The 22,147-nt window shown below is 40.1% G+C and carries 23 protein-coding genes; 10 read left to right on the forward strand and 13 right to left on the reverse strand.

Translation table 11 applies throughout. The features are described from left to right. The first annotated feature begins 27 nt into the window (after nt 1–27). The 4 genes from R9C00_02695 to R9C00_02710 all read left to right on the forward strand — a co-directional run bounded on the left by R9C00_02695 (nt 28) and on the right by R9C00_02710 (nt 3,665). Complete coding sequence (locus R9C00_02695; GenBank protein ID WPO36348.1) at nt 28–1,422, forward strand: bifunctional UDP-3-O-[3-hydroxymyristoyl] N-acetylglucosamine deacetylase/3-hydroxyacyl-ACP dehydratase; 1,395 nt, start codon at nt 28–30, stop codon at nt 1,420–1,422. 201 nt (nt 1,423–1,623) lie between these two features. Then, nucleotides 1,624–2,397, forward strand: coding sequence for an acyl-ACP--UDP-N-acetylglucosamine O-acyltransferase (gene lpxA, locus R9C00_02700; protein WPO36349.1), 774 nt, complete (start codon nt 1,624–1,626; stop codon nt 2,395–2,397). A gap of 96 nt (nt 2,398–2,493) precedes the next feature. Next, nucleotides 2,494–3,105: an ATP-binding cassette domain-containing protein gene (locus R9C00_02705; protein ID WPO36350.1), complete on the forward strand. Its 612-nt coding sequence runs from the start codon at nt 2,494–2,496 to the stop codon at nt 3,103–3,105. A 107-nt stretch (nt 3,106–3,212) separates the two neighbouring features. Beyond that, the gene (locus tag R9C00_02710) at nt 3,213–3,665 is read left to right on the forward strand and encodes a hypothetical protein (GenBank protein ID WPO36351.1); all 453 of its coding nucleotides are present in this window, start codon (nt 3,213–3,215) and stop codon (nt 3,663–3,665) included. A gap of 97 nt (nt 3,666–3,762) precedes the next feature. Here R9C00_02710 and R9C00_02715 read toward each other — a convergent pair whose 3' ends face one another. The 4 genes from R9C00_02715 to R9C00_02730 form a co-directional block, all read right to left on the reverse strand. Continuing rightward, nucleotides 3,763–4,689 (reverse strand): aspartate carbamoyltransferase catalytic subunit, encoded by a 927-nt coding sequence (locus R9C00_02715; GenBank protein WPO36352.1) that lies wholly within the window; start codon nt 4,687–4,689, stop codon nt 3,763–3,765. Between the two features lie 170 nt (nt 4,690–4,859). Then, the gene (gene pyrR / locus R9C00_02720) at nt 4,860–5,402 is read right to left on the reverse strand and encodes a bifunctional pyr operon transcriptional regulator/uracil phosphoribosyltransferase PyrR (protein ID WPO36353.1); all 543 of its coding nucleotides are present in this window, start codon (nt 5,400–5,402) and stop codon (nt 4,860–4,862) included. A 105-nt stretch (nt 5,403–5,507) separates the two neighbouring features. After that, the gene (locus tag R9C00_02725) at nt 5,508–6,596 is read right to left on the reverse strand and encodes an adenylate/guanylate cyclase domain-containing protein (GenBank protein WPO36354.1); all 1,089 of its coding nucleotides are present in this window, start codon (nt 6,594–6,596) and stop codon (nt 5,508–5,510) included. 388 nt (nt 6,597–6,984) lie between these two features. After that, entirely contained in the window at nt 6,985–7,677 is a 693-nt protein-coding gene (locus R9C00_02730; GenBank protein WPO36355.1) for a head GIN domain-containing protein, read from the reverse strand. A gap of 297 nt (nt 7,678–7,974) precedes the next feature. On the opposite strand from R9C00_02730, the gene R9C00_02735 reads away from it, so the two are divergent. From R9C00_02735 to R9C00_02755, 5 genes are all read left to right on the forward strand, one after another. Next, the gene (locus R9C00_02735) at nt 7,975–8,535 is read left to right on the forward strand and encodes a hypothetical protein (protein WPO36356.1); all 561 of its coding nucleotides are present in this window, start codon (nt 7,975–7,977) and stop codon (nt 8,533–8,535) included. Nucleotides 8,536–8,539: 4 nt separating this feature from the next. Beyond that, a complete protein-coding gene (locus R9C00_02740; GenBank protein WPO36357.1) occupies nt 8,540–9,163 on the forward strand; it encodes a hypothetical protein in 624 nt (207 codons plus the stop codon). Further along, nucleotides 9,164–10,072 (forward strand): alpha/beta fold hydrolase, encoded by a 909-nt coding sequence (locus R9C00_02745; protein ID WPO36358.1) that lies wholly within the window; start codon nt 9,164–9,166, stop codon nt 10,070–10,072. Nucleotides 10,073–10,116: 44 nt separating this feature from the next. Then, nucleotides 10,117–10,836, forward strand: a complete 720-nt coding sequence (locus R9C00_02750; GenBank protein ID WPO36359.1) for a hypothetical protein — start codon at nt 10,117–10,119, stop codon at nt 10,834–10,836. A gap of 107 nt (nt 10,837–10,943) precedes the next feature. Then, nucleotides 10,944–11,903 carry an alpha/beta fold hydrolase gene (locus R9C00_02755; protein ID WPO36360.1) on the forward strand — a complete coding sequence of 320 codons (960 nt, stop codon included), beginning with the start codon at nt 10,944–10,946 and terminating at the stop codon, nt 11,901–11,903. Between the two features lie 20 nt (nt 11,904–11,923). Here R9C00_02755 and R9C00_02760 read toward each other — a convergent pair whose 3' ends face one another. The 3 genes from R9C00_02760 to rnhA all read right to left on the reverse strand — a co-directional run bounded on the left by R9C00_02760 (nt 11,924) and on the right by rnhA (nt 15,197). Next, nucleotides 11,924–12,655, reverse strand: coding sequence for a transglutaminase family protein (locus tag R9C00_02760; protein WPO36361.1), 732 nt, complete (start codon nt 12,653–12,655; stop codon nt 11,924–11,926). Nucleotides 12,656–12,858: 203 nt separating this feature from the next. Further along, nucleotides 12,859–14,229: an exonuclease domain-containing protein gene (locus R9C00_02765; GenBank protein ID WPO36362.1), complete on the reverse strand. Its 1,371-nt coding sequence runs from the start codon at nt 14,227–14,229 to the stop codon at nt 12,859–12,861. Nucleotides 14,230–14,729: 500 nt separating this feature from the next. Next, nucleotides 14,730–15,197, reverse strand: a complete 468-nt coding sequence (gene rnhA / locus R9C00_02770) for a ribonuclease HI (protein WPO36363.1) — start codon at nt 15,195–15,197, stop codon at nt 14,730–14,732. Nucleotides 15,198–15,420: 223 nt separating this feature from the next. On the opposite strand from rnhA, the gene R9C00_02775 reads away from it, so the two are divergent. Further along, nucleotides 15,421–15,867 (forward strand): AraC family transcriptional regulator, encoded by a 447-nt coding sequence (locus R9C00_02775; protein WPO36364.1) that lies wholly within the window; start codon nt 15,421–15,423, stop codon nt 15,865–15,867. Here the strand turns inward: R9C00_02775 and R9C00_02780 are convergent, their stop codons facing one another. From R9C00_02780 to R9C00_02805, 6 genes are all read right to left on the reverse strand, one after another. Further along, nucleotides 15,868–16,233: a DUF1304 domain-containing protein gene (locus R9C00_02780; protein WPO36365.1), complete on the reverse strand. Its 366-nt coding sequence runs from the start codon at nt 16,231–16,233 to the stop codon at nt 15,868–15,870. It lies immediately after the preceding gene. Nucleotides 16,234–16,451: 218 nt separating this feature from the next. After that, nucleotides 16,452–18,635, reverse strand: coding sequence for an amylo-alpha-1,6-glucosidase (locus tag R9C00_02785; protein WPO36366.1), 2,184 nt, complete (start codon nt 18,633–18,635; stop codon nt 16,452–16,454). 75 nt (nt 18,636–18,710) lie between these two features. Next, nucleotides 18,711–19,808 (reverse strand): glycosyltransferase family 4 protein, encoded by a 1,098-nt coding sequence (locus tag R9C00_02790; GenBank protein WPO36367.1) that lies wholly within the window; start codon nt 19,806–19,808, stop codon nt 18,711–18,713. Between the two features lie 34 nt (nt 19,809–19,842). After that, nucleotides 19,843–20,091: a hypothetical protein gene (locus R9C00_02795; GenBank protein ID WPO36368.1), complete on the reverse strand. Its 249-nt coding sequence runs from the start codon at nt 20,089–20,091 to the stop codon at nt 19,843–19,845. Nucleotides 20,092–20,242: 151 nt separating this feature from the next. Next, a complete protein-coding gene (locus R9C00_02800; GenBank protein ID WPO36369.1) occupies nt 20,243–20,659 on the reverse strand; it encodes an Hsp20/alpha crystallin family protein in 417 nt (138 codons plus the stop codon). A gap of 288 nt (nt 20,660–20,947) precedes the next feature. Next, nucleotides 20,948–21,727, reverse strand: coding sequence for a hypothetical protein (locus tag R9C00_02805; GenBank protein ID WPO36370.1), 780 nt, complete (start codon nt 21,725–21,727; stop codon nt 20,948–20,950). Nucleotides 21,728–22,147 lie beyond the last annotated feature (420 nt).

Consider the following 22,147-nt stretch of genomic DNA (forward strand, 5'->3'; position numbering starts at 1 on the left):
AAGGAATAAATTTATTAGAACATTTTTATGCAAACGAAACAACATACTATTAAGGATAGGGTAACGGTTTCTGGTGTTGGAATTCACACAGGAGCTCATGCCAACATGACTTTTGTGCCTGCGAAGCCAAATCATGGTATCAAATTCAAGAGAGTAGATTTGGATGGTCAGCCGACCGTAGATGCCGACGTAGATAATGTTGTTGATCTATCGAGAGGAACTACCATTGAGGAAAATGGAGCAAGGGTAAATACTGTGGAGCATACAATGGCTGCCTTGGTAGGCTTGCAAATAGATAATGTACTGATAGAAATTGATGGTCCTGAGCCTCCAATTATGGATGGTAGTTCTATTGAATTTATCAAAGCCATACAAGCAGTAGGTTTAGAAGAACAGAATGTTACAAGGAATTTTTTCGAAATTCCTGAAAGCGTTTTTTATAAAGAAGACGACCGCCAAGTTGAGCTGGCAGCTTTGCCAAACAGCGACTATAGGGTTACGGTGATGGTTGATTACAACTCGCCCGTACTTGGAAGTCAGCACGCATCTCTTAACCACATAAGCCAATTTGCCGAAGAAATTGCTTCTTCTAGAACTTTTTGTTTCTTACACGAGCTAGAGTTCTTGCGTCAGAACAATCTGATAAAAGGAGGGAATTTCCACAATGCTATTGTTGTGGTGGATAAAATAGTGGAGCAGTCGGAATTGGATGAGCTAGCAAAACTATTTGAGCTCCCTAAGGTGGAGGTAAAAGCAGAAGGTATTCTCAATAATGTGGAATTGAGGTACAATAATGAGCCAGCAAGGCACAAATTGCTAGATTTGATAGGTGACCTTGCATTAGTAGGTCGACCACTTAAAGGTCAGATATTGGCAGCTCGCCCAGGTCATGCGGCAAATATCGCTTTCGCTAAAAAGCTAAAGCGTTTGATGCTGAAAAACGATAAACAAGAAACACCTGTGTACGACCCAACTTCCGAACCAGTGTTGGATATCAATCAGATCACACATGTGCTTCCTCACGATTACCCTTTCCGTTTGGTTGATAGGATTATCAGCCTGGACGAGAATTCGGTTTCAGGTATAAAAAATGTAACGATCAACGAACCATTTTTTCAAGGTCATTTCCCAGGGAATCCAGTGATGCCCGGTGTGCTTCAAATTGAAGCTATGGCTCAGACAGGTGGAATTTTGTTGCTCAATACAGTGGATAACCCAGAGCAATATTGGACTTACTTTATTGCGATTGATAGCTGTAGGTTCAAGAAAATGGTAACACCAGGTGATACAATGATTATCAAGTGTGATTTGCTAGCTCCTATCAGGAGGGGAATAGCTAAGATGAAAGGAAGTGCTTATGTAGCAGGTAAACTGGTATGTGAGGCTACGCTTTCTGCTTGCTTGGTCAAAAAAGATATGTAGTCTCTTTAGGGTAGGTGAAAACTTGATTTTATTATAAAAAGAAGAGTTATTGAATAATTGAGAAAATATTATTTAATTGCCTCTGATGCTTAAAACTCAAATTTTTTATAATATTGCCGAATTGTTTTCATCTACCTTTTTTTATTCTATTAAGCGGTTACCTAACTAAAGTCAAGCCGCTTATTTTACTAAATTCAGATAATGCACCACCCACTTTCAAATATACATCCAGAAGCAAAGATTGGCGAAAATGTGACTATCGAGGCTTTCGTTACCGTTGAAAAAGACGTTAAAATCGGAGATGGCACATGGGTAGGTCCAAATGCCTGCATTTTAGCTGGGAGTAGAATTGGGGAAAGTTGCGAAATCCATTCGGGTGCCGTAATCTCAGGGAAGCCTCAAGACCTAAAATATAAAGGTGAAGAAACCCTGACCAGGATAGGAGATAATACGGTCATCAGAGAATTTGTGACTATAAATAAAGGGACGAGTGATCGGATGGAAACTGTGGTGGGAAGTAATTGCCTGCTTATGGCATATGTGCATATTGCGCATGACTGTTTGTTGGGAGACCATTGCATAATAGCCAACTCTGTTCAAATTGCTGGGCATGTAGAATTACACGACCATGCCAGAATAGGAGGTACTACTGCAGTCCATCAATTTGTAAAAATAGGAGCACATACCATGGTAGGTGGTGGTTCATTGGTAAGAAAAGATGTTCCTCCATACATTATTGCGGCAAGGGAGCCCTTGATTTACAGTGGCGTGAATTCTGTAGGTCTTTCGCGACATGGTTTTGCACCTGAAAGAATTAATTTGATACAAGAAGCTTATAGGCTTTATTTCCTCAAAGGTAATAATAAGACCGCAGCTCTTCAGATGATAGAAGAACTGGATGATTGTGAGGAAAAAAAGAACATATTGGACTTCATTCGCTCCTCAGAGCGAGGAATTATTAAAGGTTACCATTAATATTTTATTACTACTTCTCTCTCCCAGTTTGGAAGTCGCTACTTTTTACATACTCCTCTTCTCTAAGTCTATCACTAATCAAATCTATTTGCTTAAATGAACATCTTGTTGGAAGATATTGGCAAGAGATTTAATAAAAATTGGATATTTAGACATATCGGTATTGAGTTTGAAAGTGGGCAAGTTTATGCTATCACAGGTAACAACGGAAGTGGGAAAACTACCCTGCTGAAAGTGATTTCTGGCATTTCCCAATCATCAGAGGGTAAATTAAGTTACTCTAAAAATAATACTGCAATTGAAGCAGAAGCTGTATTCAAGTACCTAACCTTTGTAGGACCGTATACAGAGCTCATAGAAGAGTTTTCCTTAGTAGAAATAATTGATTTTTATGCTAAGTTGAAACCTTTGACCATTGAGAAGGGTCTGTTGATAGACAGGCTTGGTTTCGATTCTGTAAAAAATAGGTACATCAAAAACTATTCTTCGGGGATGAAACAAAAAGTTAAGTTAGGCTTAGCATTGTTTACCCAATCTGATTTACTTTTACTCGACGAGCCTACTTCTAACTTTGATGAGAGTAATACAAATTGGTACTTGGAGATGATGGATCAACAAAAAAATAAAACAATTATCATCGGTTCTAACCAAACTTATGAGTACGGTTTTTGTAATGAAGTTATAAACCTTAATAATTTTAAAAATTAGGTTTCGTTTAGAAAGCAAAGCATTGAAGAACATTGTTTAGGAACTTATTTTCTTTAATTTAGTGAGGCGAATTTATATTTGAATTTATAACCATAACTTATTTACTAATGAAATTTTTAAGATATATCTTGTTATTAGCAAGCGCAACTTCATTATTGTTTGCTGCTGCATGTAGTAGTAGTGATGATCCAGAGCTTACCACGGGTCAGAAAATGAGTAAAACCTGGGTTATTACTTCTGGTGCACCTGTAGATGCAACTGGATTTGAGATCACTTTTACTACTGATGATGCAGGGCTACCTGCTACTTATTCAGTAACTCCCGCTGGTCTTGATGGTTTAGGTATGAAACCAAATTATTATTCAACTACAAATTCTGGATCTTGGGAGTTTAATGCAAGTGAGACAGAAATTACGTTTGAAGCAGGTGGTGCAGGGGAATCTGTAGTAAGTGTATCAGGAATTTCTGAGACTACGCTTACACTTAGCTGGACAGCGCCAAAAGATTTAGATAAAACAGCTGAAGAACCTTATACTTACCAGCTTTCTCCAAAGAACTAGTAAAGTAAGTTTGGTTTCTATATAAAAGAAAAGCAGGTCATGTACATTACATGACCTGCTTTTTTATGTTTTTGCAAAATAAGCTTTGAAGGCTTTGCTATCTTTTTTGTGCTAACAAGAAGAGGACTGCCATTCTAACCGCAACACCATTTTCCACTTGTTCTAATATAATGGAATGATCAGAATCAGCTACATCGCTGGTAATTTCCACTCCACGGTTGATAGGTCCTGGATGCATAATAGTAATTTGCTTATCTAGGCTATCGAGCAATGCCTTATTTACCCCAAAGTACATAGAATACTCCCTAAGGGATGGAAAGTGTTTCGCTTTTTGCCTTTCTAGCTGAATACGAAGAATATTGGCTATATCGCACCATTGAAGTGCTTTCCTAATATCAGTTTCAACCTTGATTCCAAGTTCCCCAATATATTTTGGAAGGAGGGTAATAGGTCCACATACCATTACTTCTGCACCTAGTTTTTGTAGGGCAAAAATATTGGATAGAGCTACCCTTGAGTGAGAAATATCACCCACTATCACTACCTTTTTTCCAGCTACCCCGCCTAACTTGTTGTGGATAGAAAAAGTATCTAACAGAGCCTGGGTAGGGTGCTCATGCGTACCATCTCCTGCGTTTATGATATTAGCATCTACTCTTGAAGAAAGAAAATGTGGGGCACCAGGGCTCGAATGTCTCATCACAATCATATCCACTTTCATGGAAAGAATATTCTGTACGGTGTCCAGCAAGGTTTCCCCTTTTTTTACCGAACTAGAAGCAGATGAGAAATTGATGACATCGGCTGAGAGCCTTTTCTCGGCAAGTTCAAAAGAGAGCCTTGTACGAGTAGAATTTTCGAAAAATACGTTGGCAACCGTAATATCTCTGAGTGAAGGCACTTTTTTGATAGATCGGTTGATAACTTCTTTGAATTGGCTGGCAGTATCAAAAATCAGGTGGAGGTCACTCTCGGTGAGGTCTTTAATTCCTAACAAGTGCCGAACGCTTAAGCTTGTTGCCATAGAAGGAATGAAGTTTTTTACTTACGGTCGCAAAGCTAATAAAAATGAACTATTTGTTAATTATACTCTGCAAAAATGATTGGTAAAATTCATATATCAATTTACAGCTAGCAGTTTAAAAAAGGGAGGTAGAATGACTTGGGTAAATTGATATATAGCCTTTTTACAGTCTAAACTTTGTTTACCATCCTGATGCAATCTTGCTCAAATCCTTGCTCTTTCCATTCTACTATCACTCGTTGCGATTGAATGGTATTTACATGTTTCCCCACATAATTAGGCTCAATGGGCAGGTCGCGGCTATATTTCCGGTTTATCAAGGTAAGCAACTCTACTTTTTGGGGCCTGCCAAAAGCGAGCATGGCACTAATGGCAGCACGTACGCTTCGTCCTGTGTAAAGCACATCATCAATTAAAATGACTTTTTTTCCTTCTATAATGAAAGGAATATTCGTCGAGTTGGGGTTCAAAGGCTCGTCTCGTCTTCTGAAGTCATCGCGGTAGAAAGTAGTATCGAGCTGACCTACGGGCAGTTCAAGCCCTAGCCTGTCGTTAAGTCTGTTTTTGATCCGCTCAGCCAAAAATATTCCTCTAGGCTGCATGCCTATTATGGCGGCATTATCAAACTCATCGTAGTTCTCAATAAGCTCTTCACAAAGCCTACCAATAGTGATATCTAATAATTTCTGGTCTAAAACTGTGATTTTTGCCATAAAGCAAAAGTGTTATTTTTAATAAAAGTCTTGGGATTAAGCCTTTGCTTGAAAAAGCAGGCTGCTAAAATACTCAATTTCTAATATAAGGATGGTAAGCAGCCCTTAGAGTTTCTTGTTGAGTACCTCGTGGACAAGAATTTTTTCTTTTTTCCCTTTTACCGCTACAGGTTCCCATGTCTTGGTTGCCACCAACTGTTTGGTTTTTTGCCATACATCATCACTTATCAAGATAGTATTTGGAAATTCCTTCGTAAGCATTTCAATCCTTTTTCCCGTATTTACGGTGTCACCAGTGAACGAATATTCTATTTTATCTTCAGATCCAAGGTTACCCGCAACCACTTCTCCCGAGTTGATGCCAATTCCCATATCTACATGGCGGGTAAGTAGGTTTTCGTGCGAAGCATTGAGCGTTTCGAGTTTTTCCATCATCTCTATGGCACAGATCACCGCATTTTCTTCATTATTAGGGTACGAAACCGGTGCTCCAAAAACGGCAAAAATCTCATCACCTACAAACTGGTTTACCACACCGTTGTGTCGCTTGATCACCGCCGTCATAATAGAATAGTATGCATTGAGGAAAGAAACCACCTCCTTCGGAGACATTTCCTCACTCATACTTGTAAAGCCTCTTATATCACAAAAAAGCACAGTGATTTCCCGCTGCTCGCCCTCAAAAAATGATTCTTCCGTATCGTTCAGTGCCTTTTGTACAATGGGCTCGGGCACATATTTCATGAACAGTTTAAGCGTCTTTTCTTGTTCTTCAACCTTGCTTTTTAGTTGCATGATCAAGCCTTTGTTCTTCTGTTGCAATGAGTGGAGCTGGCGTGCATTTTCAATGGTCATTCTCAACTCATTCTCATCCCATGGCTTGGTGATGTATCGAAAAACTTTTCCTTTGTTTATCGCATCAATAATAGCTTCAACATCGCTAAAGCCTGTGAGTACCATACGAATAGCTTCCGGATACATAGGAAGGGTTTTTTCCAAAAACTGAACCCCCGTCATTTCAGGCATTCGCTGGTCGCTTATGATCAAGTGTACTTCATGCTCTTTAAGCAGCTCTATTGCTTCAGTGCCGCTCAGGGAGGTTAATATCTTATATTCTCTCCTAAACGCAGCCTTGAACGAGATCAGGTTTTGTTGTTCGTCATCAACATATAAGATAGTGAAATTCTTGTCCATGCCTTTGATGTTTTTCTCGCCCAATCAGTTATGGGCAAGCAAAATTGCAAGAAAAAATGTTATATGGTTTAAAAACAATGTTCGCCAAAGTGGAAATACAAACCGTTTAGCTATAAATCATTGGTAATCAAGGTTAAGGTCTCTTGCTTAAAAAGAAGGAGAGCCTCCCAAGGCTGTAAAATAAAGTTTTTTCACGCAAAAAGAAAGAAGTATCTTTTTAAAGAAATGTGGGAAGTACCAGATACCCATTTCAACTAAAAAATAATCCTAATATCCTGTCCATATAGCTCGTAAAAGGAATATTTCTCTTTTTGCCCCTTAAAAAAACGACAAAAAAGGCGGCTAAATAAGGCCGCCTTTCCATATTGAAAAATGAAGTTGCAATTGATTAATCTACCTTAACAACCTTCCCGCTTCCGTTGGCATTGATTCTTATTTGAGGGTCACCTTTATAATATACTGACCCACTTCCATTTATATCGACATCTAGGTCTTCTTCTACCCACATTTCGCAATCACCCGATCCGTTGATTATAATGCTTGAAGCTTCCGAAGAAAGCGTGAACGCTTTAATATTTCCCGAGCCATTAATTCTAATATCGTTCGTTCCTGTTTCTCCACCCAAGAAAAGATCGCCAGACCCGTCTATTGAGCAAGAAACCTTTTCGGCTTTAATGGTGGGGAAGGTAAAGTTTCCCGATCCGTTTATTGTAAGGTTAAGGTCTGATGTTTTTACACTGTCGGCACTGGTAATATTTCCAGAACCGTTGAGGTTAAACCCAAAAATCTCAGGTGAACCAGTTTCTATGTAAATACCATCGTGTGTTTTGATATTGTACCCATTTTTTATTCCTATTTTTAGCTCTGAGCCTTTTACTTCTATTTCCATCACATCCAAAATATTGGGTTGAGCAGTAATTTTAACCAAATAATCGTTCGATTGGCTGTAATACACATCTGCCGACATATCGGAACTGATACTTGAAAAACCCGTTAATCCATAATCTCTTGTGATTTTTTCCCCCTCGCCGGTTATATTATTGTGGCAAGAAGCTATTACCATCACTAAGCCAATTAACATTAAAAAGATTGATTTTTTCATCATAAACTAATTTAAATAAAGCTGTACGGATACGATCTTATTCCGCTATTACTCAATTTGACTAACCTTTCTTTGAAACCGCCTTTTGCCTATATGGCAACGAAGATGTGGTTTACCCTTAAAACAGGCAAAGCTTTTTTTCGAACGGAAAAAATTGGGTGTGAAAAAGTAGTAGAAACTATTGGGGAAAAAAGTAGAAAATAAAAAGTCGCTTTTAAATAAGAAATTGGATAGGTTTAGCCATTACATTTCTAAGTATTTAAAACTGCTGAAAATTTGAACGCATTCTCCAGACGAAATCTTCAAGGAAAGAAAGTCTTGTTACTTTTCCTGCTTACCAACTTTGTTTATGCTTTTATGTTGGTAGTGACCATTCCCCAGTTGCTTATTTATTCCAACGGCATACTTATAATGGACATGATGCCCACGGGGTATGACCTAGCCCATGTAACTGCACTGCTTGGAAAAATGGGGCAAGAAGGACGAAGCTTTTACCTCTTCCGCCAAATCCCAACCGACATGATTTACCCCGGGTTATTCGCCATTTCTTATAGTTTGCTCTTAGGCTATTTCCTCAAAAAAGTAGGGAAGCTGGAAAGTAAGTTGATTTACCTGTGCTGGCTACCCATTTTGGCAGGCGTTTCCGACTATTTGGAAAACTTCGGTATCATTAATCTCCTCATCAACTTTCCCGACATTTCCTCTGCCGTGGTTGCGCTTACAAATGTTTTCACTATTCTAAAAAGCGGGTTTTCCACGCTCTATTTTGTGGTGCTAATAGTTGTATTCATAGTGTTTGTGGTAAAAGTTATAGGTGGAAACTTGAGTAAGAAATAATAAGATGAAAGATCTGCAAAATATATGGGAAGAGCTGGCTGCAAAGTATTGTGACGATGTTTTGTTGGTTGAAAAGCTTTGGAGAGAAATTGAAGTAAATTATTCTTCGGAAAAAAGAGATTACCACAACCTTTCCCACTTGGTTTATATGTTTGGGAAAGCATTAGGATTTGAGAAGGAAATCGAAGATTTCGATATTCTTGCTTTTTCCATTTTTTACCACGACATCATCTACAAAAATTCAAAGAAAAATAACGAGGGAAAAAGTGCCGAATTTGCAAAAAACAGACTCGAACTATTAGGCATCCCACCCGAAAAAATTGCAGCTTGCCAAGCCCAAATTATTGCTACAAAAGCACACGAAACTTCCCAAGATTCGGACACCAACTGGTTGCTCAATTTCGACTTGGGGATTTTGGGAGAAGATACAGTGGCTTATCAGGCCTACACACAGAACATTCGTAAAGAATACGCTATCTACCCCGATTTCCTGTACAAAAAAGGCAGGGCAAAAGTGGTAAAACACTTTTTGGAAATGGAACATATTTTCAAAACCACGCCTTTCCAAAATAAGTATGATCAACAAGCGAGAAAGAATTTGGAAACTGAACTAAAAGCATTGATTTAAATGAAAAAGAAACTTCTGATTTTTTCAACTCTATGCCTTTTCATAGGATTGTTTTTGGCAGATTACCTTGGTCCGAGAGCTATTATCCAAACCCATGGAGGGGTCTATTCCCTCCTCCGACCTAAAAAAAGCAAAGGCTTGCCAAAAGCAGAAGACTATGGGCTGAAGTCAGAAAAGCTGGAAATACAATCGCAGGATGGCTTAAATTTAAGCACATTGCTCATCCGAACAGATAGCCCAGTGCAGAAAGGAACGGTGATTTTTGTGCATGGAATTAGAGCCTATAAAGAACGATTTTTCCCCGCTTGTCAATTCCTTTCTGCCCAGGGTTACAATTCAGTACTTATCGACCTGAGGGCACATGGGGGAAGCGAAGGAGAATTTTGCACCTTTGGTTTTAAAGAAAAAGAAGACATCAAAACCTTGGTCGATTCCCTTACCAAAATTGATGGTCTAAGCCGGCATATCGGTATTTGGGGACAATCGCTGGGTGCGGCGGTATCCCTCCAAGCCATGGCTGTCGACCAGCGAATTCGGTTTGGCATCATCGAAAGCACCTTCTCCAGTTTCAGGCAAATTGTGTACGATTATGCAGATTATCATTTGGGGTTAAAAGCCCCTTGGCTCTGCGATTACCTCATCTGGCGGGCAGAATCTATAGGTGATTTTGAGGCTGATAAAACAGTTCCCTCCCTTGCTGCAAAATCAATAACCCAACCAGTACTAGTAGTTCACGGCATCGAAGACCGACGAATCAGCATTGCGTACGGAAGGCAAAACTTTGAAAATCTAAAAAGCGAGAAAAAAGAGTTCTTGGAAATCCCCAAAGCAGGTCACATGAACGTTTGGAAAGTAGGAGGGGATGAATACTTTGAAGAGGTGTTGAGGTTTGTGGAACGTGAACTATAACTAAATCGCTACTTTCATCTTTAGTAGCAATAAGCTGAATTTTGATGATGAAAACACGCTTGTTTACATTTTTGTATTTCTCAGTTTTTTTGATCGGATGCGGGCAAAAGAATACATCAGATTTACGAATTGAGTTTAAGGATCAGTATCAGGAAACAAATTACTATGGTTCTGTTTCTATATTGGAGTTAGAAACAAATGAGCTTGAATTTTATCATTTGGATGGTGGTAAATTGGAATTAAATGATGTGAATACAGGTGGCTATGTTTTATGTTATTTCAATGTTTTTAAGGAAAGCGTTATGTATCCTTTAACAGTGAACAGTCATGTGAAGTGCGAAATTGAAATAGATCTGACTGTAAATTATTTGAGGTCTTATAAACAGAAAGAGTATAAGGTGGATCACCTTGAAGAAGGGGATACACTTCAAATATTTGGATTTTCACACTTAATGAGTTTGGAAGATGTAAGTGAAGAAGATGTGATTGAAATATGGAAAGAAGATTCTTCTTTCATCGCATTAGTGCCAATGGTTGAAAGTAGAATTGACTCTATTGAAAAGAGAAAGAGGAGAGATATTACTCAAAATGTAGATTTGATAAGAGGTTTTGAGCTTCAGTCGAGTGTGATTTCTTCTCTTAGTGATGGCTGGCATAAGGACACCTTTTATTTAGTTGTTTCCCAAGATTCAGTGATTTTTCATCTGCATACTTATGATTGGGATGCTCTAAGTTATTTATGGAGTGAACTGAATAAAGTATAAAGAGTTTGTTGAAAAATGGAAATGTAGTAATATTTTAGAAAATCTTGAAGCAACTAAATTTAGTTACTGATCTTCATTATAGTTTTGTCTTTTATTATTTTCACCCCATGCCCATCATCAACTCAACGGATTATTCCCCACCCATTCCTTTCAGAAACAAGCACCTCAATACGGTGTATCCAGCCCTTTTTAGGAAGCTAGATCCCTTGCCATTTGAGCGGGAACGGTTCACCACGCCCGATGATGATTTTTTGGACGTGGATTGGTTAAGAGGCGGAAACCGAAAGTTAGCAATTTTGCTGCATGGCTTGGAAGGAAGTTCCGCATCAAGTTACATATCTGGTTTGTCCCAAGCTCTTTTGGCTCAAGGATGGGACATTGCCGTCATGAATTTTAGGAGCTGTAGTGGTGAGGTAAACCTTAAGTTGCGCTCCTACCACAGCGGGGAAACGGAAGATTTAAAGTTCCTTATTTCCCAAGCACGGGAAAGTGGCATGTACGGCGAACTGGTGCTCGCTGGCTTTAGCTTGGGTGGAAATATAGTGTTGAAATACGTGGGCGAAGAAGCTGAGTTTTTACCTAAAGAAATAAAAGCTGCGCTGACCTTTTCCGTGCCCTGCGACCTTGCAGGAGGGGAAAAAGCAATTGGGAAATTATATACCAATATGTTTTTGAAAACACTCATTCCCAAAGCATTGGAGAAAATTGAAACGCACAATGTAGGTTTTGACAGGGAAAGAATCAGAAAAGCAAAAACGATTTGGGAATTTGACAACATTTTCACGGGGCCAGTTCACGGTTTTGAAGGAGCAGACGACTATTATCAGCAATCGAGCAGTTTGTTTTACCTAGAAAAAATAAAGGTCCCTACCTTTCTCTTAAGTGCGATAGACGACCCATTTCTCTCAATTTCTTGCCTTCCTTTCCAAAAAGCTGAGGCGCATAAAAGTTTCTTTTTAATGGCTCCTCGTTTTGGCGGACATGTAGGTTTCGTACAGTTCAATAAGCAGAAGCTTTACTGGAGCGAGCAGCAAGCATTGAGGTTTTTGGAGGAAAAAATTGGCTAGGAACTGAAGGGTGCTTTTAACTATGCTTTGTTGATTATTTCATTGACAAAAACCTCTTGGCCGATAGGATAGGAAGCAGGTCCAAATTGGTTATAGATGGCGACGTCAGCAGCATCTCGACCATATCCAATTGCTACATATCCCCCTTTTTTTCCAGTTTGGGTTGCGTCAAAAGTATACCACCTATCAGCAATGTAGGCTTCAAACCATGCATGAAGATCCATAGGTTCGAGCTTGTGTAAATAGCCTACCACAATGCGCGCAGGAATACTGAGACTTCGGCAGAGAGCTATGCCCAAATGCGAAAGGTCACGACATACACCCGATTGCTTTTGATGGACTTCTATGGCAGAAATAGGTGTATCGTTAAGCCCTGGTTCGTAACGGATATTGTTGCGGAGCCATGCTTCAATGGCATCTACTTGATTATAACCTAGCTGGAAACCTGTTGTAATTTCATTTGCTAATTTGCTCAATCTATCCGACTCACAGTATCTGCTAGGAAGCAGGTAACTAAGTACCGAATCTGGTAAGTCCTTGATATCTACAAAATGACCTCCAAATAATTGGTCGATATAATCGGAGATGTGTACTTCTGCAGATGTGTGAATGGAAAAAGTGCCTTTGGGTGCAATCAATCGCTGGCAAAGATTGCCATACAGGTCTGTAAATTCGAAGACAGGGACACTTGGCAGAATTTTATATTCCTCACGAGCGACCCATTGTTGAGCACCGCTTCTAGGCCGTAACATTAATACAAAAGGTGTGGGGACGGTAATTTCGAACGATAACTTACAGCTTGTTTCTAACCACATGGGTAAAATCTTTTTTGAGAAAAAGAGATATAAACTCAACTGAAAGTAATATCTGAATAAATGTCCACAAAAAAGGATGTAGGGCTAAAATTCTTAAAATTTAAACATGCTCTAAAATCAAAAGAGTTGTTTCTTCTCGGTTAGTACCTGATAATTTTCTCCATTTTCCTGCTACGGATAAACTGGCTTAGAATTTTTTTGCTGTCCTTATGTTCGGGGTATTCTGTAATTACTGCTTCTAGTGCTTTTTTTGAATTCACCCCTTCGGAAATATCGATGTAGCCAAAGCCAATGTATTTTCCTTTATTTACTTGAACTACAGATCGTTCCATAAGGTCACGCCCTTTGTCTATAATGAACAGGCTGTCATGGCCAAGTTGGAGCCAAGTTATGGCGCGCATAGCTCTTTGGTTGTATTCTTCTGGTTTCTCTTCTGCGATACAAGCTCCATTACATTCATTTACCGAGTACTGAAAACAAGCTCCTTTTTCATTAGATAATCCCGCTTTTTTCGCGCAGAGTGAGAATTTTTTCACCGCACTTTCCACTATCCCAATACCATGCTTTTTTGAGTAGAGCTTGGTGAAAGGCTCGCCATGTTCGGGCAATATTTCTGAAATATGAAAACGAATGTATCCATCACGGTCTGTATAGTCGTACAAACCCATTTTGAATTTCGACTTTTTTTGCCCCGAATTATAAATTGGCTGGTACTTTTTGATTTCTTCAGATTCTAGCAAAAGAGCAATCAGCTCGCTGCCTGTTATTTCATAGCTAATATCGAATACCTCTTTTTTGAGATACTGGGAAAGTTTAGAGCCAGATCCATTGAAGTGGGACATTACCCTTGCCCTTATATTTTTACTTTTCCCCACATACAGCACTTTTCCGTCCTTATCGTGCATATAGTAGACACCTGTTTGGTCTTCGAGGTTTTCTATTGATTCCTGTGGGATGTTTGCGTGATATTCCTTGCTGTAAGTATCTATTTTCAGCATGCTTTCCACTATGTCATCGTAGTTGTTTTTGAGAATAAGCTCAAAAATCTTTACGGTGGCAAGCGCGTCGCCTCCCGCCCTATGGCGGCCATTCAGCTCTATGCCCAGCTCTTTGCTGAGCTTTCCTAGGCTGTATGATTGCATGCCTGGAATTAGCTTTCGGCTAAGGTCTACTGTACAAAGGCTATTTCTATAAAAATTGTAGCCCAGTGCTTTGAACTCGGCTTTGAGAAAATTATAATCGAAATTGCTGTTGTGGGCCACAAAAGTACAGCCTTCGGTAATTTCTACTATTTTTTTAGCTACTTCGTGGAAAAGTGGGGCATCTTCTACCATTCGGTTGGTGATGCCCGTGAGCTTGGAAACGAATTTTGGAATGCGGATTTGAGGATTGACCAAGGTCACAAATTCGTCAACAATCTGCTTGCCATCGTGTTTGTAAATGGCTATTTCAGTAATTCTATCTTTTGTTGAAACACTTCCAGTACTTTCTATATCAACTATTACATACATATTCAACTACTTCGCTCTAACCTAAAAGCTCTCAGGGTCTTTTTTATCAAATAACGACAATTGCTTTAAAAAAGGCCTGATTTTTTGTTTAGTGGCTTTTTCGTCGCACAAGTGCAAAATGATATCGCCATAAGAAAATTTGACCTGGTATTTTTCATTAAACTTTTCCCTATACGCCTTCAAAAAGCTTTTTTCCTGCTCGGAAAGGCTAATCGAAAGTTTCTCCGGTCTTTGTTTTTTTTGTTTTTTATCACTCATTTTAACTAAAAAACACTACAAAAATCTAGATATTGAAAGGAGCTTTGCATTCTAACGGCAATATCTTAATACTGATACGTAAAGCTGATTACAATCAGCGAACCAAGCCCTACAGCAAAAATACAAAATCGGCTATATATACCGCTACAAATTTGAAAAGGAGGGCGTTTATTCTATTTCTCCATCATCTTTGTAACTCTGCCCGAAGGGTTAAGAGACCTTCCCTTTTTGCGGTTGGGCTGCTAAATAGTATTTTCAAAACCTACATCAACCTTTAAGTCACTACCTTCGGCAGCATCTACTGCCAGCTCATCGCAGCGTTCATTTTCGGGGTTGCCAGCATGACCCTTCACCCATTGGAACTTCACTCGGTGTTTTTTGTAAAGAGGAATAAATTTTTGCCATAGGTCGGGATTTTTTTTGTCTTTAAATCCCTTTTTTACCCAGCCCCAAAGCCAGCCTTTTTCCACGGCATCCACTACGTATTTCGAATCCGAATAGATGAGGACATCAACTCCGGCGACCTTCAATGCCTCCAATCCTTTTATCACTGCCAAAAGTTCCATGCGGTTATTGGTGGTCTTGCGGAAACCTTCTGAAAGCTCTTTTCGCATTTTGAATTTTTCGGAAATGAGCACTGTCCCATATCCGCCGGGTCCAGGGTTGCCCCTAGAAGAACCATCTGTGTATATTACTACTGAATTTGCCATGTCTATAAAAATAAAATAGTTGCACGAACAGCAAAGATACAAGAATTGGATAGCCCTTGCTCAAATTTCTACAATACCCTGAGCCAATGCCAAGCTTTATGGCATTTTTAAGCAGGTATTAATACCTACATGGGGTGTTTTTTGGAAAAGTATCGATATAATGATAGATAGGAGTATCGATTTTAGGTTTTTTTATCTTTCATAAAGAAAGATAAATTACTACATGAACTTTGCCGATGATATTGTTGATCTCTGCGATGTCCCACATAAAAGAATCTTTGAATGTGCTTTATTATACTACCTCAAGGAAACTAATTCTATTGTTCTCCGCATTGCTCGAATAGAGTCCTTTCTTCGTGCTTTTTTACATAAAATAGAAAGCTCTGCCTCAGATAGGATACTGGAAGTGAACCTTAGTGAGCGGAACCTCCGAAGGGTGTTTATGAACCATACGGGGGTCAGCCCGAAGGTTTTTGCCAGCATTACTCGTTTCAATTCTTGTGTGAAGGAGTTGATGATGTCGGAAAAAAAAGATTGGATAGGGATAGTAGTAAAGCACGGCTACTACAACCAGTCTCATTTTATCAAAGAATTCAAAAAATATTGTGGTCAAGCTCCTGCTAGTTTCAAAAGTAAATTTGAAACCTTTGATCGGTTTTTTAGGCTTTAGCTACCTCGCCAAAAGGACAATTGCAAGCGCAATGATTGCAGGGACTGCTTGTACGGTAAATATTTTTTTGGAAGCGGTGAGTGCCCCGTAAATTCCGGCAACTATTACGCAGCCCAAAAAGAAAATGGCGACATTAGAACTCCATGCCTGATCTGAAATAAAGTACGTCCAAATCAGACCAGCGGAAAGGAAACCGTTGTACAGTCCTTGGTTGGCGGCCATGCTTTTGGTTGGAGCAAACAAATCTTCGGGAAATTTTTTAAATGTTTTCTTGCCCAAAGTTTCCCAAGCAAACATTTCCATGTAAAGGATGTATAAGTGCTCAATAGCTACAAAGCCAATCATGATTTTTGATACTATTTCCATAGTTACTTCTTTTCTGAAAAGTAGATTTTTTTTGTTAGGACAGGCTCAAGGTAAGTATAAAATATGGAATACCAAGAGTTGAGTTTTGCAGGGTTTAAATCAAGGTTTTGTTCCGTCCTAAAATAAGTCGAAATACTGTCAACTTATTTTAGGACGGGACAGCAACAAAAAAAGATAGTTAGGGTAACCCAATTGCCTTTTTTGTGTTTTGTGCCCATCTATTTAACCACAGTCAGTTTCCACCCTTCGGGAGAGTTTTCCCAGTTCACACCTACCATTTGGTCGTGGTTGTGCCTCACCAAGTGGAGGTTCACGAACCCATTGCCTACCAACAAATTTTTGATGGTGATTTCTTCTAAATAGGAAGGCAAAATGGGCTTTTGAAAGGATATTTCTTTGGTAAGAGGGGAGATTTTGATTTGGAGTACGGCTTTAAGTAGCATGAACACAGCGGCAACTGACCAAGCTTGCGGCGAACAAGCCACTGGGTACGATGTAGGTCCTTCCCCTTTTCTCCTTTCCATTCCACAAAAGAGCTCGGGCAGGCGCTGAAGCGGAATAAAAAGCGAAGCATCGAACAGCCCTGTCATTAGTCTGAGAGCCTGTTGCTGAAAGCCATAGCGGGAAAGCCCTGAGGCTATCAAGGCAACATCGTGGGGCCAAACCGAACCGTTGTGATACGACATGGGGTTGTACCTCACTTCGTCTGAAGATAGGGTGCGTATTCCCCAGCCGTTGAACATATCGGGCTTGAGCAAAGTAGCTGCTAATGCCTTGGCTTTGGAAGGGTCGGCTATGCCTGTATAAAGTACATGACCTGCATTAGAAGATTTCACTCGGCAGGGCTGTTTGTTGCCATCTAGGGCAAGTACGTAGCAATTTAGCTCTTTGTCCCAAAAGCGTTCGTTGAACTTTTCTTTTAGTCTTTTTGCTTCATCTCTCCATTGGTTGGCAAGGGCATGTTCGCCAAAGGTTTTAGCAAGGTTTGCCCCATGGATTTTTGCTGCATACACATAGCCTTGCACTTCGCAGAGGGCAATGGGAGGATCGGCAAGTTGTCCATTGCTGTGGGAAACGGAGTCATGGCTATCTTTCCAGCCTTGGTTGGTCAGCCCGTTTTTTGCCTTGTGCTTATATTCCACAAACCCATCTTGGTCAAGATCGCCGTATAGGTTAATCCACTCTAAAGCTTTTTTTATGTTGGACCAAATTTTTTTGAGCGTCCCCAAATCGGCAGTGCGCTGGTAATATTCCCCTGCCAGCATCACGAATAGTGGTGTAGCATCTATAGTACCGTAGTATTGGCGAAAGGGTACTTCGTTTAAGTTAACCATTTCTCCGCCCCGTGTCTCGTGGAGTATTTTTCCTGGCTCTGCATCGTTTTCCTCGTCTAGCTTGTCCGACTGGCAGGCTGCAAGGTAGAGCAGTGTATCCCTTGATAAATCGGGGGCTACCCAAAGCGTTTCAAGTGCTGTGATAATTCCGTCTCTTCCAAAGGCTGTGTTGTACCAAGGAACTCCCGCATAGGGATATTTCCCAAAAGGCGTATCTGCCATGAGGGAGATAAGGTCGGATTTGGAACGGTTGAGCCAGTGCGAAAACTGTTCGTTGGAAGTTTCGATGGTCGGGAAATACGATTTGTTTTCTTCCAAGCTAGGCTCTACTTGCGGTCGGAGATGTTGGTAGACCTTGGTTTCAAAATTGCCTTCTCCTTCCTCAAACGCAATGGAATAATCGAGGGCAATGGTTTGCTTTGGAGGTAGGCAAAGGTCAAAATATACTTCTTCACCTTCAAACTGGTGAAACTCTTGTCCAAAAGAGATATTGGCTTTTCTGCTGATATTGTCCAGCCCGTGGTAGCAAATCACTACCTGTTTGTTGCCTATTTGCTTGTTGCTATCTAGCATGCCTCTTTTTTCCCTTTTGAGTCCCCTCACCTCAAAAATATCCTTAAAATCGCCAGAAAAAGTGAGGGAGAGTTTTAGGGAAACAGCTATTTCCCCAAAGTTTTGAAGTTCTATTTTTTCAAGGTAAACCCCATTTCTTACAAACTGGCTTCTGCGTATATGTGCGGTTCCGTTTCTTAAAAAAGTACCATCGGCTAGGAGCAAGTCAGGGTTGGTAAGGTCTACCGAAAGAATCTCATTTTCTTCCTTTATGTTGGAACTGAGCAATGTCAAAGCTTCTCCTTCCAGCTTCAAAGCCAATGTGTTGATGTACCGCGTATCTTTGTGGTAAAGCCCATGCACCGCCTTTCCAAGCGGCAAAATATCACCCATTCGGCTAAAAATTCCGAATGTGCCACAGTGATTGAGCACCTGCACCCTGTCGTCTATGTAGCCAGGGTCAAATGCCCACTCTTTTTTCGAGTGCTTAGGTTGGTTTTCTACTGTATTTGTCATCGTTTGTTTCTTCGTTCATTCTAACTAGTGTGTTAATAGCTGAGGTACAGCTCAGACCATAGGTTTTTTTGTGGATCAGTTTGCTTTCTTCATTCTATAGCCGTTTGAAAGTACCCGATGGTTTCCCTTGCGCAAGCGTTTCGCTTTTTTCGAGAGCAAATCCTCAAAAAGTACTAGGTAGTTACTTGCCATAACCGAAGCAGAGAACCTCCGTTCAAAAGTTTCTCTTACAGTGTTTCTATCGATCAGGTCGATGTTTTCCAAAGCGGTAACGGCTTCGTCCGCAGATTTTACAATGAACCCACTTTCTCCTTTGTCAATCACTTCGGGTACAGAGCCGTGTTTAAAGGCTATCACAGGTGTGCCGCATGCCATCGCTTCTATCATTACCATTCCAAAAGGCTCAGGCCAGTCTATAGGGAAAAGTAGGGCTTTGGCATTACCCAAAAACGCCCCCTTTTTATCTTCTCCTATTTCACCAATAAACTCTACGCTTGGGTGTTCCAGCAAGGGTTTGATTTTTTCTTCAAAATATACTTGGTCAGCCTTATCCACCTTTGCCGCAATTTTGAGTTTTATGCCAGCTCTTATAGCGATGGCTATTGCTCGGTCGGGTCGTTTTTCAGGGGAGATTCTACCAATAAAAGCTGCATACTCACCGTCTCCATTGCCTTTTTTGTAAAGGTCGAGAGGCAAGCCATGGTAAACCGTCCTGGTCCAATTGGCTTTTGCAGGTAGGAGCTTTCGCTGGGCATTAGAAATAGAAACCAAAGGTTGTTGGGAAAATTTCCTGTAAACATACGCCAAGTCGGGTATGTCTAGCCTACCGTGCAGGGTAGTAACGGTAGGCATTTGGCATTGCGCCGAAAAAGGGAAGTGGAGGTAGTCTGTATGGAAATGAAGTATGTCAAACTCTTCGGCTTTTTCTATGACCTCTTGCATTTGAATAATGTGATGCGCTAGGGGGGCTTTTACCTCTGGGTTGAGCCGAAGGGCTTCGGGGACGTGGCTCACCAGCTTTGCCGATGTGTTGGAGTCTTTGGAGGCAAACAAGGTTACTTCATGCCCTTGGGCTACCAACTCTTCTGTAAGGTATGAAACTACTCGCTCGGTTCCTCCATACATCTTCGGTGGCACCGATTCATATAAAGGTGCTATTTGTGCTATTTTCATTATTTATACTATTAGAGTCCAAAAATATGTTTTGTTATGCAACCCATTGTGAATTAAAGGTGGTTGTGGGTTGCGAATCGTAAAGTTTTGCGGCTTCAAGTTTGGGAAAAGGGTGGAGTATCTTGTCGAGTTTATTTTCCCAAAGCCATTTGTCCAAACACTCCTTTTCGTACCTGCTCAAGCAGTTTATCGCTTTTTTGTACTCTTTGTTAAAAATATCCTTGTCAAAGCTTACTTTGCTTAGAATAGTCTTATAATACTCCAAAAATGAAAATTTGCTCATATCCAACAATTTACGTTATACAAGCTTGCTTATAACAAAAAGGTAAAGGTTAGTGGGCGTACTCCGCTAAATGGCATGCTCACGGAATTTCCGTGGGCATGCCTAACAATGGAAAAGTGTACAGGCAGTAGTGTGTGCTGCTTTTACCATGTTACGAGATGCATATGGTCTTAACAGGTTTACGCTTAGCCTCCTCTTTTTTAGGAATTATCATGGATAGGATACCATTTTCATATTTTGCCGCTACCTTGTCAATTTCTACAGTGTTGGGTAAATAGAAAGAGCGTACAAAAGAATGGTAGGAGAACTCTCTTTGTACAAATGTTCCCTCTTCTTCAGGTATATCCACCTGAATATTCAGTGTGCTGTTGTTGAGTTCAATTTTAAAATCTTTTTTGTTCATTCCTGGGGCTGCCATGTCTACGTGGAACTCCTCGTTGGTTTCGTAAATATTTACTGGAGGAACGTAGTTGCCCTCGATAGAGCGGTTGGGCCATCCGCTTAGACTTCTTCTGAAGAAATCATCGAAAAATGAATCTTGCCACAAACTTCTTTTAATGATATCCATAGCTTTTCAAATTTTAATGTTTAACAATTCAACAAAAGATATTAGCTAAATCGATGCCTCTAGGAGAGGCACATCAAAAATCCAAATAGGATGAATCTCAAAAAATGGATTTGTTACTGAAAGTATATTTCAATTGCTATGCCAGTTGGAAATGTGGGCAAAAACATACTGACGATGAGAAAAAATGACAGTTTTAATTGAAAAATTGTCAGTATGGCTCCTGACAGGGAATGGGAAATTGTTCCACTAGCTAAGAAAATAACTGCCTCGCTAGTGGAACAGCTTGTTCTATTCTTCCTTCTTAATCTTCATCAGTGCCTTGTCGTTTATGCCGTATTGTAGGGCGAGGGTGGTGAAGAAGAAAATGCCCAAATCGCTGAAATCGGTCATCCTGAACCGTGAGTCGTAGGCAACTATGTATTTTTTGAGGTGGAAAGAGGCTACCAAGAGGGTGATGCCAAATGCCAAGCTTGTGATATACGTGACGATGGGCTTCACCACGGCAAGCGACTCGTTCCCAAAACCTAGGTACAAACCGTAACTGGAAAAGAGGAGCGACCAAGTAACTATTAGCCAGTTGCCATATTTCTTGCCCAATTGTTCTCCTTCTTCTCCGCCTATGGTTTTGAAAGTGTTCGAAATCCAGTAGATATTATAAAATCCGAAAGTGAGCAGGTTGAAAAAGAAAATGCTGAACAAAGAACCCTTGTCCCGTATTCCTTTTTCTTTTGGTTCTACCAAAAATAAAATAAGGCTCAGCCCTATGAAAGTCATTCCTAACAAATAGAAAACGGAAGAGAGGTTGGTAGGCACTATGTAATATAGGCTGTTGTAAAATTCCTCTATGCCAAGGGCGTTGTAGCTGGTGTCGTTTGCCAGCCTCAAGCCTTCAGCAAGGAAACTGGTGATATTGGAAAGTGCAAGCATCAAAAAACCTAGGGGGAAATAACTTTTGAGCTGGTTTGGTAGCTTGTTGTTGTGTTTTTGGCACAGCAGAAATAAGGTGGCATATAAAATAGTATAGGTGCTGATTCTTATCAAATAATGAAATTCGTTCAGTACGTCCATTGTAAAAGGGTTGATTGAATAAATTGAATAATAGTTTAGAAAGGTAACGATTGGAGGTGGGTTAATTGGATGGATTAGTTCTTTTTGGTTTGGATGCCCATTCATGTCATTCCCATGAAAATGGAAATCTCTGTTCTATTATTTGCAATAATTTGGTGCATGGATAATTGCTGCCGTATAATGAAAAGCCTTGTAAAACAGTAGATTGAAGAGAGGGTTATTTGCATTTTCCCTGTCTTATTTTGGTCAGCCCAAAGCCTCGAAGAGGCGATATGATTATAGCTATCTACAAGACTAAAACATAGCCCTGAAGGGGCGAAATAATATGTCGCCCCTTCAGGGCTAGTTTATGTTTTTGCCATTTTCTATAATTATATCGTCCCTTCGGGACTTTGTTTTTCAGTCATACAAACACTCTAC

Source organism: Flammeovirgaceae bacterium SG7u.111 (genome assembly GCA_034044135.1).
GTDB lineage: Bacteria > Bacteroidota > Bacteroidia > Cytophagales > Flammeovirgaceae.

Bases quoted from the DNA above. Each gene is read 5' to 3' on its own strand.
- R9C00_02695 (WPO36348.1), top strand. From the start codon at position 28: ATGCAAACGAAACAACATACTATTAAGGATAGGGTAACGGTTTCTGGT.
- lpxA (WPO36349.1), top strand. From the start codon at position 1,624: ATGCACCACCCACTTTCAAATATACATCCAGAAGCAAAGATTGGCGAA.
- R9C00_02705 (WPO36350.1), top strand. From the start codon at position 2,494: ATGAACATCTTGTTGGAAGATATTGGCAAGAGATTTAATAAAAATTGG.
- R9C00_02710 (WPO36351.1), top strand. From the start codon at position 3,213: ATGAAATTTTTAAGATATATCTTGTTATTAGCAAGCGCAACTTCATTA.
- R9C00_02715 (WPO36352.1), bottom strand. From the start codon at position 4,689: ATGGCAACAAGCTTAAGCGTTCGGCACTTGTTAGGAATTAAAGACCTC.
- pyrR (WPO36353.1), bottom strand. From the start codon at position 5,402: ATGGCAAAAATCACAGTTTTAGACCAGAAATTATTAGATATCACTATT.
- R9C00_02725 (WPO36354.1), bottom strand. From the start codon at position 6,596: ATGGACAAGAATTTCACTATCTTATATGTTGATGACGAACAACAAAAC.
- R9C00_02730 (WPO36355.1), bottom strand. From the start codon at position 7,677: ATGTTAATTGGCTTAGTGATGGTAATAGCTTCTTGCCACAATAATATA.
- R9C00_02740 (WPO36357.1), top strand. From the start codon at position 8,540: ATGAAAGATCTGCAAAATATATGGGAAGAGCTGGCTGCAAAGTATTGT.
- R9C00_02745 (WPO36358.1), top strand. From the start codon at position 9,164: ATGAAAAAGAAACTTCTGATTTTTTCAACTCTATGCCTTTTCATAGGA.
- R9C00_02750 (WPO36359.1), top strand. From the start codon at position 10,117: ATGATGAAAACACGCTTGTTTACATTTTTGTATTTCTCAGTTTTTTTG.
- R9C00_02755 (WPO36360.1), top strand. From the start codon at position 10,944: ATGCCCATCATCAACTCAACGGATTATTCCCCACCCATTCCTTTCAGA.
- R9C00_02760 (WPO36361.1), bottom strand. From the start codon at position 12,655: ATGTTACGGCCTAGAAGCGGTGCTCAACAATGGGTCGCTCGTGAGGAA.
- R9C00_02765 (WPO36362.1), bottom strand. From the start codon at position 14,229: ATGTATGTAATAGTTGATATAGAAAGTACTGGAAGTGTTTCAACAAAA.
- rnhA (WPO36363.1), bottom strand. From the start codon at position 15,197: ATGGCAAATTCAGTAGTAATATACACAGATGGTTCTTCTAGGGGCAAC.
- R9C00_02775 (WPO36364.1), top strand. From the start codon at position 15,421: ATGAACTTTGCCGATGATATTGTTGATCTCTGCGATGTCCCACATAAA.
- R9C00_02780 (WPO36365.1), bottom strand. From the start codon at position 16,233: ATGGAAATAGTATCAAAAATCATGATTGGCTTTGTAGCTATTGAGCAC.
- R9C00_02785 (WPO36366.1), bottom strand. From the start codon at position 18,635: ATGACAAATACAGTAGAAAACCAACCTAAGCACTCGAAAAAAGAGTGG.
- R9C00_02790 (WPO36367.1), bottom strand. From the start codon at position 19,808: ATGAAAATAGCACAAATAGCACCTTTATATGAATCGGTGCCACCGAAG.
- R9C00_02795 (WPO36368.1), bottom strand. From the start codon at position 20,091: ATGAGCAAATTTTCATTTTTGGAGTATTATAAGACTATTCTAAGCAAA.
- R9C00_02800 (WPO36369.1), bottom strand. From the start codon at position 20,659: ATGGATATCATTAAAAGAAGTTTGTGGCAAGATTCATTTTTCGATGAT.
- R9C00_02805 (WPO36370.1), bottom strand. From the start codon at position 21,727: ATGGACGTACTGAACGAATTTCATTATTTGATAAGAATCAGCACCTAT.